We start from the raw sequence: 12,949 nt of genomic DNA, 5'->3' as shown, positions 1-12,949 counted from the left end.
TGCGCATGGGGCCCACGCTATCTAACGTGACCCGCGCGCGGCCACCGTGACGGCTTGGATATGATGGCTCCGCAAAGTCAGTCGCGGCAACGCGTCGGTCTTCGCCTCCTTAGCTCAGTGGTAGAGCACTCGCCTTGTAAGCGAAAGGTCGTCGGTTCAATCCCGACAGGAGGCTCCGAAAGAGGAGGCACTCACCAACGTGGTGGGTGCCTCTGTATTTGCTGAGGTGCCGATAGGCGCCCGGTTCAGTTGGTCTCGGGCTTGTTCGTAGCCTGGCGCGGGTCGATCGCGCCGTCGATGTACTGCTGGGCGATCACTCGCAGTTTGACGTTGCTGCGCTGCGAGTCCTGGATGAGAATGCGGAAGGCTCGGTCGGCGTCGACGTGGTGGGTGCCCATGATGATGCCCTTGGCCTGTTCGATGACGCCTCGCGATTCGAGTGCTCGCTCGAGGTCCATCGCGTGCTTTCTGGCGATGTCGAGGCGCTGCGAGCTGTGCAGCGCGTAGGCCGAGGTCACGGCGAACAGTTGGAGCAATGCCACGTCGGCGCCGGTGAAACCTCGGAGGTCGTGGCTGTAGAGATTGAGGGTTCCGAGCGGGCGTTCCCGGCCAGGCAGTGGCATGGACAAGAAGCTGACGGCGCCGACTGCCTTTGCCGCGCTTGCGAATTGAGGCCACCGGCTGTGGGCTTCGCTGGCATGTGCGCGGACAACGGTTCCCGTGCGTGACGACGTCACACTCGGTCCGTAGTCCAGTCGGAATTGGATCGAGTCGACGGTGCGAACAAGTTGGTGGGTGGCGGCGACGGTTCGGAATGTCGTGTCCGAACCGCCGATGGTAATTCCGGCCATGTCGGCGTCGGCGATGAGATCGACGGCATGCCTGCAGACTTGTTCGAGAAATTGCTCGGCCTGGGCATGTGGATCGAGGTGCGCGTACAGCGATTGCAGGGCGTCCGAGGCGGCGTCCAGGCTGTCCTGCGACGCGGAATTTCGGCCCCCGGTGGGGCCGCGGTGTCCTCTGGCGATGCGCGGCGCCGTCATTGTCTCAACCACCCTTCCCCATCACGTCGCAGGCATGTCCGATTCGTCTCATTGTTGCACCGGACTAACTGTTGTGCACTCTGTTTCGGTGGACAAGTGTCTGATGGGGCGGACGGTTATGTGAAGTGGTCTGCGTATGCCCAATCGTGATGTTTGATTCGGCCGTTAGCGGGTAGTGCGCCGATCTTGGAATTATGTTGTCCTGCAACAGTTAACGTGGAAACTGCGACCGGGGTACAAGTTTTCTCCGCAATGGCGCGCAGGTCACGAACTTGGCCTATTGTCAGCGCCAGCGCACAATCTTGTACGCGTAACCCGTAGACAGTGAAGGGGATACGACGATGAACGGACTGATCGCGGCTCTGAACAGTGGAATGACCGTTGGCTTGGCCAACACGATCCTGACTTTCGGCGGAATCATCATCAACCTCAACATCGTGATCAACAACTGACCGCGTAATCGGCGAGTAACCGTTTGTTATGCCGATTCGATCGGAAGGTCCGGCCCTGGGCGGTCGCTCTTGCTCTTGAGCCACCGATTGGGAAGTTTGCCGGCAAGTTCTCCGAGTGGACCGACTGCAGCGCTGAGGATTCCGACGGTTTCCTGAAGGACCTCGATGCTCGCGCTCATCCGCTCGAGGTTGGGGGCGAGGGAAGTCAAGGTGTCGGACAGTGCAACGATCTGGTCAAGCGGGCCGCCTTCGGCGATGAGCCGTTCGAAGGCGCCGTTCTCTGCCAGGAGTGTTTCGAGGATGCCGTTCTCGGCCAGTGCGCGATCGATGACACCGTCCTTGGCAGTCAGGCGTTCGACGGCACCGTCTTGCGCTGTCAGGCGTTCCAGCGGACCGTCCTCCGCCATCATTCGGTCGAGGAGACCGTCCGGCGCGAGCAAGCGTTCCAATGCGCCGTTCTCGGCGAGCACCCTATCCAGCGGTCCGCCGGGGGCAAGAAGTCTTTCGAGTGGTCCGCCGGGAGCGAGTAGTCGTTCGAGAGTGCCGTCGGGTGCAGTCAGTTTGTCGACCGGACCGCCGGGAGAGAGAAGTCGATCGAGTGGCCCACCGGGGGCCAAGGCCTGCCCGATGGGCCGATCGTCAGCGGTGAGTGATGACAACTGCTGGATTATCTGCATGGGTCCGCGGGGGCTTGCCAAGCCGGCAGCACCCGCCGTCACGGCGCCGGTATTACCGACGGCGATACGAACTGTCGTGACCGTCAGCTCGGCGATTCCCAAACTGATCTCTGCGGCTGCAATGCCCGCGCGTAGGGGAAGCGTGAGCATCTCCAGCAGTTTCATGCGTTAACTGTAACCGGTAACACACAAACACTCACCAGGATCGCCGGTCAGTGAAGGACCTTCAGACCGACGACACAGCCGACGATGCCCAGGATCAGCAGTATCTTGACGATCGACGTGGACTCCGCGCCGGTGATCATCGCATATCCCACGGTCAGGGCGGCGCCGATGCCGACCCAGATCGCGTAGGAAGTCCCGATGGGAAGGGTACGCATTGCATACGCGAGGCCGGCCATACTGACGATCAGGCCGAGGACGAAGACGATGGTGGGCGACATCTTGCTGAATCCGTCGGACTTACCGAGTGCGGTAGCCCAGACAGCTTCGAAAAGTCCGGAAATGACGAGCACGATCCATGCCATGGTGAACAACTCCCAAGGCACCGTCTTTTCGCTGGCCGGGTACGGTGCGCTCGTCCGGATGTCGTCGTTGACCACCCAACCATAGCAACAGAATTCTGCGTTCCGACCCGATCAGCTGGCGATTTAGGTCACCACCGCCGTTCGAACTCTCTTCAGATGGATGGTCGACACGGACACCACGATCGTCGCCGTCGCAGCGAGAACAGTCAGAGGAATCGGCGTGTTCACGGCGGCCGGTCCGTGTTCGACGAGCACACCGGTAGACCACCCGAATTCCCGCGAGCCCGGGTCCAAGAAGGTCGGTGAAACCGAGAACAACGTGAAAGCGACGGGCAGCATCGCCCCGCTTGAGACTGCTTCGACGGCAACAGGCATGCATGACGTGACGGCCAGTCCCAGCGCAAGCGGGAGGATGAGGACGTAGGCAACCGTGGTCGGGGCGGCATCCAGCAATCCCGAGAGTGCAGTCACGGCAAGGAGTCCCAGCCCGAGTTGCGGCATCGGTCTTCTCCAGCCGACGACGACGCCCAACGCCAGGGCAGCAGCTCCCGCGGGCATCGCCCAGGTCCAGTCGGATGGAAAGGAAATCGAGCTGACCGAAACCGCGCTGACTGCCAGTCCGACGAGTACGAAACGACCGTCGTGTGGCGGCAACCGCCAAGCCAGTGCGACGGTAACGGCAACCGCCGATACCACCGCGATCACCCATGACCCAGGTGATGTCGTCGAGCCCAACCACACATAGAGAGCCGTGAATACCAGGGGCAGAACAACTCCCAGCTTCACCAGGCGTGCGTCGATGTCGCCCGGCTCCTGATTCGGTCGTGCGAGTGCGGCGACTCCACCCACGAGAAGAGTTGCGGCGAGCAGAATCCAGACGGGAACCGTGGACGGCACGGGGTAGGAATCGCCCGGAAGTGTGAGCGACCACCTGGGGACGCGATCGCGCCATAAGTCCGCTGCGCCGAAGTACAGGGTCGTCGTGGTTACGCCGAGTCCGAGAGCGGTTTGTGCTCCGCGGTGACCCTTCGTCGGAAATGCCGCTGCCGCGAGGAAAGCGCCTGCTCCGATTGCGTTCAGAGTCACCGAAATCTGGGCGGAGACGGGGACGAATGCAGGTAGCGCGATGGCGAGGGCGCCGACTACAGCGAAGACACTCGCGAGACCGCCACGTCCCCAGCGATGCAGTAGCGCTACGCCGACGGCCGCAACCACCGCGGCAGTTGCTCCCGCCCACTGCGGCGTGATCACCACCGAGATAACGCCGGCGTCGGAGAAGGAGAAGTCGTCAACTCGGGACTCGGCCACTGCGTACGCGGCCACCACACCGCCGACCAGCGCGGACGCCACAGGACCGTAGAGCTGAGCGATTTGAACTGGGCTACGTTGCTGCATAATTCGTCGAATTCTTGCACAACTCGCCGATACGACTTATCGTCACATCGCCGTGCGGATCCATCCACACCGGTTCCCTGTCTCGAAGTCGAGGAACCAGCAGATGGCGTCCTCGACTCGGCCACTGAACGAAGTCGTAGCCGGCCAAATTTGTCTGAACTGCGTCGGCGACCCACACCGCAGCGTCCGCGAATGCAGTCTCCATCGACAGTGCGTTGAAGTAGCTGAATCCGCTGATGTCACGTGTGCCTTGCCAGCCGATCGAAGCCTGGATCCTTGCCGGGATCCTGCTGTCAGCTTTTCACCTGCACCCGGCCGTTCACAGGAAGCTCCCAGGGAACATACAGCGGGAATCCAGTGGCAGGGGAGAAGATGGTTCTCGTGACCGACAAGACCCCCGAAGCCCGCATCCTCGTTGTCGACGACGAACCCACCATCGTGGAGTTGCTCTCCGTGAGCCTCCGATTCCAGGGTTTCGAGGTGGCAACTGCTTCGAGCGGCGCCCAAGGCCTGGACGTCGCACGGACATTCCGTCCCGACGCGATCGTTCTCGACGTCATGATGCCCGGGATGGACGGCTTCGGTCTGCTTCGGCGCCTGCGCGCCGACGGTGTGGACGCGCCCGTCCTGTTTCTGACGGCGAAGGATTCGCTCGACGACAAGATCAGCGGCCTGACCCTCGGCGCGGACGACTACGTGACCAAGCCGTTCAGCCTCGAAGAAGTCGTGACGCGGTTGCGGGTCATCCTGCGCCGCGCCGGTCGCGGGGTCGCGCCGGAGCAGTCGCCGCGGGTGAAGTTCGCCGACATCGAACTCGACGACGACACCCGCGAGGTCTGGAAGAAGGGCGAGTTGGTTGCACTCTCGCCCACCGAGTTCACACTGCTCCGATACTTCATGGTCAACGCCGGGACGGTTCTCAGCAAACCGCGGATTCTCGACCACGTCTGGAATTACGACTTCGGTGGGGAGGTCGGAGTTGTCGAGTCCTACGTTTCCTACCTGCGGCGCAAGGTGGACACGGGGGAGACACCGCTGATTCACACATTGCGTGGGGTCGGCTACGTGATGCGTGAACCGCGGCAATGATCGCCGCCGCGGAAAACGATCAGCTTCCGAAGCGGGGTCGTTTCCGTCTCCATTCACTGCCGCTGCGCTTCACCCTGGTTGCGGCCTTGCTGGTGTTGGCCGCGCTGGGTCTGTTGGCGTCGGGTGTAGCGGTCACTTCTGCTCTCGAGAATTCACTGACCCAGCGAACCGACAAAACGCTGTACGAAGCGGTCGACGGTTGGGCAAAGCCGCACAGCAGAGATCTGCAGCCGCCCAGTGACGTCGGCCCGGGCACCCGCCCACCCAGCCCCTTCTTCGTTCGGACCGTGACCCCGGACGGACGGGTGATCATCCTGAACGACAAGTCGACGACGACCGAACCCGACCTGTCGAAAGATTCCACCAACGGCCCGATCACCGTCGGATCGAGCGACGGTTCGGACGTGAACTGGCGGGTTCTCACGACGGTCCGCGACGGCACGACCACGACTATCGGTGTGCGACTGACGGATAACGAGCAGACCGTCGACGACTTGGTCGGCCTGCAACTCGGCATCGGCCTGGTTGTCCTGCTGATCCTCGGCGGCGCAGCGTATTTCGTGGTTCGTCGGAGCCTCCGTCCGCTGGTCGAGGTGGAGGAAACTGCCGCTGCCATTGCCGCCGGCGACCTTCATCGACGTGTTCCGGAACGCGATGACCGCACCGAGGTCGGTCGACTGTCCGTGGCGCTCAACGGAATGCTCGCGCAGATTCAGCACGCATTTGCCGCGACCGAGGCTTCGGAGGAATCGGCCCGGCGTTCCGAGGAGAAGATGCGTAGGTTTGTCGGCGACGCGAGCCACGAGTTGCGCACACCCTTGACGACTATTCGTGGGTTCGCCGAGTTGTATCGCCAAGGCGCCATGACTGATACGGAAACGCTGATGAACCGGATCGAGGGCGAGGCGTCGAGGATGGGACTTCTGGTCGAAGATCTGCTCATGCTGGCAAGACTCGACGAACAGCGTCCACTCGAGAACAAGCCTGTGGATCTGCTTGCAGTTGCGGCGGATTCGGTACAGGCGGCACGAGCGATCGCACCGGATCGAACTGTCGAACTTCAGATGACCGGCGGCCCAGGCCTGCCCGAAGTGCATGGTGACGAGGCCAGACTGCGTCAGGTAGTTGCCAATCTGGTGGGCAACGCGATCAAACACACGCCGCCGGATGCGCAGGTCACCGTTCGTGTCGGTACGACCGAGAACTCCGCGGTGGTCGAGGTTTCGGATACCGGTCAGGGTTTGAGTGACGAGGATGCCGCGCGGATCTTCGAGCGTTTCTACCGCGCCGACACCTCTCGCACCCGTGAGACCGGGGGCGCCGGTCTCGGCCTGTCCATCGTTTCGGCTTTGGTTGCAGCGCACGACGGAACCGTCAGCGTCGAGACCTCCCTCGGGCAGGGGACGACGTTCCGCGTCGAATTGCCGCGTGACCCGAAGGACGACTGACGCCGGATTGCCGCAACCGGTCCCCTCAGAAGTAGGTGTGCACCGTGCCGACGACGCGGTAATCCGAATCGACCTCGGGAATCAGTGACCACTTGTCGAATGTGGTGCAGGGATGCGAGATTCCGCAACCGAGCAGATCGCCGACCTTCACGTCGAAGTCATCCGGAACGTCGACGTACGCGTGCTGGTCGTTGAGTGCGGTGATCGTCAGCTCTCGCGCTGATCGGTTGGATCCGTCGCGTCGGCGCCACAGGACTATGGGAAAGCCTGCGTCGGAACCGACATCGCGGCGGCCGAAGCCCAGGATCACCCGTCCGGGTTCAGGTATGGAGAGCACTACGCCCCAGACCTCTGCGGCTCCCTGCAGAGTTCGCGGACCGTCAGCCCACGGCGAAGTTTCGGCATAGAGACCGTGATCGTGAGTGATGTAGCAACCGCTGCGCAGCACGATGAGTACACCGTTGTCGAGTGCCCATCGGCCGGCCAGCTCGCGTACAACCAGATCGTGAAACGCACTGCCGCCGAAAGTGACCAGTGGCTGGGGAGCCTTTGCGGAGTTGTTCTCGAACAGGTTCTCGGCCACACAGATTTCCGTGAAAACCCGCGCGGATTTGAGATACGAATCGACGGAGATACGGCGGGCTGCTACCGAGGCTCCGGGCATCATGCCCTCGAACCCCTCGACTCCGGTGAGTATCAACGAAGGTGCCTGCGATGCTGCGCGTGCGACGTCGAGTGCTTGCTCGACAGTGCGAGCGCCCGCGCGTCCGCTGTCGTAGCCGAGTTCGACGAGAACCCGGATACGGCTGGCCGGTGAGACTTTCGCGATCAACTGTTCCATCAGGCGGACGCTCTCGACCGAGTCCACGAGGGTGGTGACGAAGAAATCGGGGTCGGTGGCCTGGGCGTCGCAGATCCACCGAATACCGGCGGGATCGAGAACCTGGCTGGCGATGATGATGGTGTCCACACCGAACTCACGCAGAATGCGTGCCTGCGCAACGGTTGCCGCCGTCATCGCCCAAGCCCCGGCGTCGAGTTGCCGTCGAACCAGTTCGGGGCTCATCGTGGTCTTCGCGTGAGGCGCCAGATCCACATCGTGGTCGGAGCAGAACTGCGCCATGAGGTCGACATTGTGCGCGATCGCTGCACGGTTGAGTGTCATCACGGGTAGCAGGAGGTTGCCGTCGAGTGCCGAGATCCCCAGCGGCTCGAGGTCGGAACCGTCGCGACCTTCGAGGTCGGTGCCGAAGGCCTTGTGCTGCCAACCGATCGGGGGGTTCGCGAAATCCGTCATGGCATCGATTGTGCCGTTGATTGCAGACGATGTGTTCATGTGTGGTGACTTTCTGTCAGAACTATGCAGGTCAGAATGAGATCCGGCTACGAGCGGCGTACCGGGCGACCAGGCAACGCGTCCTGGACCACGACACCGTCTTCGACGACGGGTACTCCGCCGACCAGCACGCGGCTGATACCGGTGGAGGGGCGGGTGCCGTCGATGTACGTGGCGTTGTCGGTGATTCGCTCGGGGTCGAAAACGAGGATGTCCGCGTCGCTACCGGGGCTGATCCGGCCTTTCGTCGCCATCGAGGGAACCGACTCCTCCAGAATCTGCGCAGGGATCAACGAGCAGCGCGCGATGATCTCCGACAGCGACAGCAGCCGACGCTCGCGGTACAGCGTACGAATCGCACGTGCATAGGTGCCGGCGCCGCGGGGGTGGCCGAGTGCCTTCTCCGGCAGTGGCCACTGCAATGAGTCGGCAGGCGAACGGCCGGGCCAGGTCAGTGGCATCGCGTCGCTCGCGATGGCGGCGCGATCGAAAGTCATCGCCCGTTCGAGGAATTCGCGCTGCACGGTGTCGTTCTCGTCGAGGAACTCCACCAGCACCAACCCACCGGGGTCGGTGGCCCGAAGATGTTCCAGCTGCTTGCGGTCCGCGATACGTTCACCGGTGGGTACGAATGTCAGCGACCGTGGTGTCAGATTCATCAGGTGCAGCTTGTCGGGATCGAGAAACGCAGCTCCGACGGCCGTCGACCCGGAACCGTACGGATACGCCTCCGTCGTGACGCGCGATCCGGCTGCCTGAACCTGCGCCACCACCGACAGCGCGTGGTCGACGTGCATTCCCGAGGTGCTGTTGACGTGGCAGTAGTGCATGTGTGCGCCGGTTTCGGCTGCTGCACGGGCGATTTCGACGGCACCATCCACCGGGCTCGACGGATCGGCCGAGATGAGAGGGCGCGCATGGGTATAGGTGGGAACGCTGGCTCGGGCCGCGAGATCCGCCACCTGTAGGTACTCCACCGGATCGGATTTCGGCGCGTACCCGACCACCACGCCGATGCCGAGAGCGCCTGCGGCCAGATCGTTTTCGAGGAGTTCGAGAATGTGGGCGCGCTGGGAGGCGGTGGGCTCGCCCTGCCAGCTCGGGGAACCGAGATGGTGCAGGAGCGTTCTGATGTCGCCGTCGGGATCGGCCCCTGAGAGTTCGATCATTCGGGCGTGCGCCCACGACGTCGCGTAGCCGTAGTTGATCGGGCGGCCCTCGGCGCCGGCCCGGGCATATGCCTTTGCAACAGGAATGACGCCGGCTTCCAGTTCGAGGGCCGTCGTGACTCCGTCCAATGCCTGAAGTCGCTGCTCGGCGATTTCCTGTCCGTGGCTGTGCAGGTCGATGAATCCGGGGCAGATGACCTGACCGGTCACGTCGATCGTCTGCCGGGCTTCGATCGCGTCGCGACCCCACGCCGAGACCTTGCCGTCGGTGATCGCGATGCCCCGAACCTCGTCGGTCCCCGATGCGGGATCGACGACACGGCCGCCGGTGAACACGATGTCGTGGACCTGCATCAGCGCTGCACTCCTGTCGTTGGTCGAACCGCCTGGCCCGGCGAATGTCCCGATGGTTTCACGGCTCGGGTATCGGATTCTGGTGTGAACGTCCCAAATGGAGGCCGACTCACCGTTCGAGCGGACAAGAAACGGATGCGCTCGAGTGTGAAGGTGAAAGCGAAGTTATCAATTCAGCCGATTGAGATCGATGGAGGACAGGAATGCACGTCTATATTTCGGTGGACATGGAGGGTATCGCGGGTATCGCGACGCTCGATCAGACGATCCGCGGCGGTGGCGGCTACCACCGTGCGCAGATGCTCATGACCGCCGAGACCAATGCCGCGATCGCCGGTGCGTTCGACGCCGGTGCGACGAGCGTCCTGGTCAACGACAGCCACGGAACGATGGACAATCTGCTTCACGCCGACCTGGATCCACGGGCGCGTCTGATCTTCGGAACACCGAAGATGCAGTGCATGGCGGAGGGACTGACGTCCGATCACGACGTCGCTCTGTTTGTCGGCTATCACGCACCAGCCGGTGGGCCCGGCGTCCTGGCGCACACGTTCTCGAGCTTGTTCGCCGACGTCCGCCTCGACGGCAAGTCCGTCTCGGAGACCGACGTCAACACCCTCTACGCTGCCACCCAGGGCGTTCCCGTCGGCCTGGTGACGGGTGACGACATCATCTGCGGCTTGGTCGACGCGGCCTCGCCGACAACCGAGACCGTCGAGGTCAAGAAGGCACATGGATGGTCGGCAACCAATTCGCTGCCGCCGTCGCTGGCGTGCGAGCAGATCCGAGCAGGAGCCGAGCGCGCAGTGCGTAAGGCCGACACACTGAAGCCGGTCGAGCTGCGTGACGAATGGACCCTCGAGATCGTTCACCCCACCACCACGGGAGCTGAACTCGCCGAGGCTGTTCCCGGCTCGCGACGGATTTCGGATCGTACGATTTCGCACACACTCGGCAGCGTCGACGACATTCTCGGTCTGATCACTGTCAATGCCCGGCTTGCAGCCGCAGGCGTCTCGACGATCGTGGCAGTCGCCAATCGCACGTGATGAAGTAGCGACTCCATCGCGAAATGCCGTCGACGCCTTGTGTGTCGGCGGCATTTGTCATCTCTTGGGGCAGAACATGTTCCGACCGACCAAACGTTGCTTCGGCTATTGGTGAAACGGACCAATGCGGTAAACGTGTTCGCTGTCACACTTCATCAGTCTTTTCAATGTTTCAGTCCATGCGGCACAAGACAATTCGGGAGGCTTGATGAAGGCGGAACGCGTCACAGTGGAAGCGCCGTCGCGGGCGAGCGACGGTTCGGTTCGAAAAATGATGGACAACAAGTCGATTCGTCGTACGACCACCGTTACGGTGGGGCTGCTCAGTACCATCTGGTTGATCGACATGGTGGATCGCGTCATGATCGGGCTTGCGCTTCCGATGATCGGCGACGAATTCTCGCTCAGCAGTACGCAGTTGGGTGGCGTGGTCTCGGTATTCGCGATCTTCTACATGCTCGGGCAGGTCCCCGGCGGAATGTTGGCCGACCGCTTCGGACCCAGGCCCCTGTTGATCGTTGCTTTGATCCTGTGGTCGGTGTTCACAGCGTTGACAGGGTTCGCGTGGGGTCTCGTCTCGCTGATGGTCATGCGTGCGATGTTCGGCATCAGCCAGGGGCTCTTTCCAGCGGCGTCGTTCAAGGCTTTGGCTGAGCGGACGCGTCCGAAAACCAGGGCGACCGCGATGGGTTTCATGCTCGGCGCCAACAACCTCGGCCCCGGCATCGCACCGCTGATCATCGCGCCGGTCCTCATGGCCGTGGGGTGGCGTGACGCGTTCTGGCTGGTGGCGATCGTCGGCGCAGTGATCGGCACGGTGGTGTGGTTGGTGCTGCCCGCACCGCTGGACACGGAAATCTCGGAAGATCCCGAGGCAGCCTTGCAACCTCTGGCGAGCGAGCACTCTCGCGCCGCGGTGTTCAAGTCCGCGTCGGTGTGGAAGTTCGCGATTCTGTTCTGCCTGGCCAACATGTCCGCGTACGGGCTGATGACCTGGGTGCCGAGTTATCTGCTCAACGACAAGGGACTCTCGCTGATCGACACGGGAATCTTTGCCGCAATCCCCTTCATCGTCACGGCGCTGGCCACGATTGTGGGCGGGCGGTTGGTGGACAAGTACTTCCACGACCGGGCCAGGATCCTTCTGGTTCCGTGTATGGCCACGTCGGCAGTCCTTTTGTTCCTGATGACCACCGCTGACACCGTCGCGATGTTCACGTTCTACGAGACGTTGGCTCTAGGCATCAGCGGTCTGTGTTCGATGTCGATCTTCGCGATGCCGTTGCGGGCACTTCCGGCCGAATTCCTCGGTTCCGGAATGGGTTTGATCAACGGTTGTGGTCAGTTCGCCGGTTTCATCACCCCGCTCGTGATGGGATGGATGGTGGACCAGTTCTCGTACATGGCTGCATTCGGAGTCCTGGTCGGAGCGACGAGCGCTGCCGCATTGGTGGCCATGATCGTTCCTCAGACCCCGGCGAAATTCTGACAAGGAGACCGAAGATGTCGGCAACGGACGGCACACGAAAGATCGAAGACGACGTCGTCACCGATTTTTCCGGGAAGATGAGTTACGGGGCCTACCTCGGACTCGACACCCTCCTGGATTCGCAGCACCCGGTGAGCGAGCCGGAACACCACGACGAACTCTTGTTCATCATTCAGCACCAGACCAGCGAGTTGTGGCTCAAGCTGTTTCTCCACGAGATTCGGGCGGCCAGAGCAGCGATCGCTGCCGACGATATTCGGGTTGCGTTCAAGCGGATCGCACGTGTCAAACATATTCAGGCCACCTTGACCGAGCAGTGGTCGGTGTTGGCGACACTGACGCCGGCGGAGTATGCGGAGTTCAGGGGCGTTCTCGGCAACTCATCGGGGTTCCAGTCGTACCAGTACCGCGCCGTGGAATTCGTGCTCGGAAACAAGAACGCGGGCATGCTGAAGGTGTTCGAATCGGATCCGTCCGCCCATCGATTGTTGGAGACCCTGCTCGGGGAGCCGACACTGTACGACGAGTTCTGGCGGTACCTGTCCAGGCAGGGGTACGACGTTCCGGCGTCGGCTCTCGAACGAGACGTCAGCGCGCCCTACGTGCGAAACGACGAGCTGATTCCGCTGGTCAAGGCAATCTACGAGAACGTCGAACAGCACTGGACGGCGTACGAGGCGTTCGAGGAGTTGGTCGACCTCGAGGAGAGCTTTCAGCTGTGGCGGTTCCGGCACCTTCGGACCGTGCTGCGGGTGATCGGCATGAAGAAGGGGACCGGCGGTTCGAGTGGTGGTGCCGGCTTCCTGCAACGTGCGCTGGAGTTGAGCTTCTTTCCCGAGCTGTTTGCCGCCCGAACAGAGATCGGTACCTGACACACCTGCTTGATGACACCCAGCTGTTCGTGACACACGACGAATCCGA

Annotated in this window: 12 protein-coding genes, 1 tRNA gene and 1 riboswitch; of the genes, 6 read left to right on the top strand and 7 right to left on the bottom strand. The window is 62.4% G+C overall.

Annotated features, from left to right (window positions below; genetic code table 11):
* The first annotated feature begins 103 nt into the window (after positions 1-103).
* Positions 104-175, top strand: a tRNA-Thr gene (locus PCS43_RS04695).
* A 70-nt stretch (positions 176-245) separates the two neighbouring features.
* Here the strand turns inward: PCS43_RS04695 and PCS43_RS04690 are convergent.
* From PCS43_RS04690 to PCS43_RS04670, 5 genes are all read right to left on the bottom strand, one after another.
* A complete protein-coding gene (locus PCS43_RS04690; RefSeq protein WP_003945473.1) occupies positions 246-1,043 on the bottom strand; it encodes a GAF and ANTAR domain-containing protein in 798 nt (265 codons plus the stop codon).
* Positions 1,044-1,521: 478 nt separating this feature from the next.
* Positions 1,522-2,337 carry an ABC transporter gene (locus PCS43_RS04685; RefSeq protein ID WP_158170179.1) on the bottom strand — a complete coding sequence of 272 codons (816 nt, stop codon included), beginning with the start codon at positions 2,335-2,337 and terminating at the stop codon, positions 1,522-1,524.
* A gap of 47 nt (positions 2,338-2,384) precedes the next feature.
* Complete coding sequence (locus tag PCS43_RS04680) at positions 2,385-2,699, bottom strand: DMT family transporter (protein ID WP_007734365.1); 315 nt, start codon at positions 2,697-2,699, stop codon at positions 2,385-2,387.
* A gap of 14 nt (positions 2,700-2,713) precedes the next feature.
* A riboswitch (guanidine-III (ykkC-III) riboswitch) is annotated at positions 2,714-2,779 on the bottom strand.
* Between the two features lie 43 nt (positions 2,780-2,822).
* Positions 2,823-4,094 carry a hypothetical protein gene (locus PCS43_RS04675; RefSeq protein WP_042920408.1) on the bottom strand — a complete coding sequence of 424 codons (1,272 nt, stop codon included), beginning with the start codon at positions 4,092-4,094 and terminating at the stop codon, positions 2,823-2,825.
* A complete protein-coding gene (locus tag PCS43_RS04670; RefSeq protein ID WP_198531520.1) occupies positions 4,081-4,299 on the bottom strand; it encodes a hypothetical protein in 219 nt (72 codons plus the stop codon). The genes PCS43_RS04675 and PCS43_RS04670 overlap by 14 nt, the downstream gene beginning before the upstream one ends.
* Before the next feature lie 167 nt (positions 4,300-4,466).
* On the opposite strand from PCS43_RS04670, the gene PCS43_RS04665 reads away from it, so the two are divergent.
* Positions 4,467-5,183: a response regulator transcription factor gene (locus PCS43_RS04665; protein ID WP_007734368.1), complete on the top strand. Its 717-nt coding sequence runs from the start codon at positions 4,467-4,469 to the stop codon at positions 5,181-5,183.
* Positions 5,180-6,631 carry a sensor histidine kinase gene (locus PCS43_RS04660; RefSeq protein ID WP_003945873.1) on the top strand — a complete coding sequence of 484 codons (1,452 nt, stop codon included), beginning with the start codon at positions 5,180-5,182 and terminating at the stop codon, positions 6,629-6,631. Before PCS43_RS04665 ends, PCS43_RS04660 begins: the two co-directional genes overlap by 4 nt.
* A gap of 25 nt (positions 6,632-6,656) precedes the next feature.
* Here PCS43_RS04660 and PCS43_RS04655 read toward each other — a convergent pair whose 3' ends face one another.
* Together PCS43_RS04655 and PCS43_RS04650 are read right to left on the bottom strand one after the other, a co-directional pair.
* Positions 6,657-7,967: an alanine racemase gene (locus PCS43_RS04655; RefSeq protein WP_209911428.1), complete on the bottom strand. Its 1,311-nt coding sequence runs from the start codon at positions 7,965-7,967 to the stop codon at positions 6,657-6,659.
* A 47-nt stretch (positions 7,968-8,014) separates the two neighbouring features.
* Positions 8,015-9,490 (bottom strand): amidohydrolase family protein, encoded by a 1,476-nt coding sequence (locus PCS43_RS04650; protein ID WP_209911431.1) that lies wholly within the window; start codon positions 9,488-9,490, stop codon positions 8,015-8,017.
* Between the two features lie 203 nt (positions 9,491-9,693).
* Here PCS43_RS04650 and PCS43_RS04645 point away from each other — a divergent pair, with 203 nt between their 5' ends.
* From PCS43_RS04645 to PCS43_RS04635, 3 genes are all read left to right on the top strand, one after another.
* The gene (locus PCS43_RS04645) at positions 9,694-10,539 is read left to right on the top strand and encodes a M55 family metallopeptidase (RefSeq protein ID WP_007734371.1); all 846 of its coding nucleotides are present in this window, start codon (positions 9,694-9,696) and stop codon (positions 10,537-10,539) included.
* Positions 10,540-10,747: 208 nt separating this feature from the next.
* Positions 10,748-12,028, top strand: a complete 1,281-nt coding sequence (locus PCS43_RS04640; protein ID WP_007734373.1) for an MFS transporter — start codon at positions 10,748-10,750, stop codon at positions 12,026-12,028.
* A gap of 14 nt (positions 12,029-12,042) precedes the next feature.
* Positions 12,043-12,900, top strand: coding sequence for a tryptophan 2,3-dioxygenase (locus tag PCS43_RS04635; RefSeq protein ID WP_003945883.1), 858 nt, complete (start codon positions 12,043-12,045; stop codon positions 12,898-12,900).
* Positions 12,901-12,949: the final 49 nt, after the last annotated feature.

Source organism: Rhodococcus sp. C-2 (genome assembly GCF_027854095.1).
Lineage (GTDB): Bacteria > Actinomycetota > Actinomycetes > Mycobacteriales > Mycobacteriaceae > Rhodococcus_F > Rhodococcus_F qingshengii.
Note: the sequence above shows the minus strand (reverse complement) of the source record. Positions and strands in the feature narration are given on the sequence as shown.

Excerpts from the sequence above, each read along its gene's own strand:
- PCS43_RS04690 (WP_003945473.1), bottom strand. The coding sequence starts at position 1,043 with ATGACGGCGCCGCGCATCGCCAGAGGACACCGCGGCCCCACCGGGGGC.
- PCS43_RS04685 (WP_158170179.1), bottom strand. The coding sequence starts at position 2,337 with ATGAAACTGCTGGAGATGCTCACGCTTCCCCTACGCGCGGGCATTGCA.
- PCS43_RS04680 (WP_007734365.1), bottom strand. The coding sequence starts at position 2,699 with ATGGCATGGATCGTGCTCGTCATTTCCGGACTTTTCGAAGCTGTCTGG.
- PCS43_RS04675 (WP_042920408.1), bottom strand. The coding sequence starts at position 4,094 with ATGCAGCAACGTAGCCCAGTTCAAATCGCTCAGCTCTACGGTCCTGTG.
- PCS43_RS04670 (WP_198531520.1), bottom strand. The coding sequence starts at position 4,299 with ATGGAGACTGCATTCGCGGACGCTGCGGTGTGGGTCGCCGACGCAGTT.
- PCS43_RS04665 (WP_007734368.1), top strand. The coding sequence starts at position 4,467 with ATGGTTCTCGTGACCGACAAGACCCCCGAAGCCCGCATCCTCGTTGTC.
- PCS43_RS04660 (WP_003945873.1), top strand. The coding sequence starts at position 5,180 with ATGATCGCCGCCGCGGAAAACGATCAGCTTCCGAAGCGGGGTCGTTTC.
- PCS43_RS04655 (WP_209911428.1), bottom strand. The coding sequence starts at position 7,967 with ATGAACACATCGTCTGCAATCAACGGCACAATCGATGCCATGACGGAT.
- PCS43_RS04650 (WP_209911431.1), bottom strand. The coding sequence starts at position 9,490 with ATGCAGGTCCACGACATCGTGTTCACCGGCGGCCGTGTCGTCGATCCC.
- PCS43_RS04645 (WP_007734371.1), top strand. The coding sequence starts at position 9,694 with ATGCACGTCTATATTTCGGTGGACATGGAGGGTATCGCGGGTATCGCG.
- PCS43_RS04640 (WP_007734373.1), top strand. The coding sequence starts at position 10,748 with ATGAAGGCGGAACGCGTCACAGTGGAAGCGCCGTCGCGGGCGAGCGAC.
- PCS43_RS04635 (WP_003945883.1), top strand. The coding sequence starts at position 12,043 with ATGTCGGCAACGGACGGCACACGAAAGATCGAAGACGACGTCGTCACC.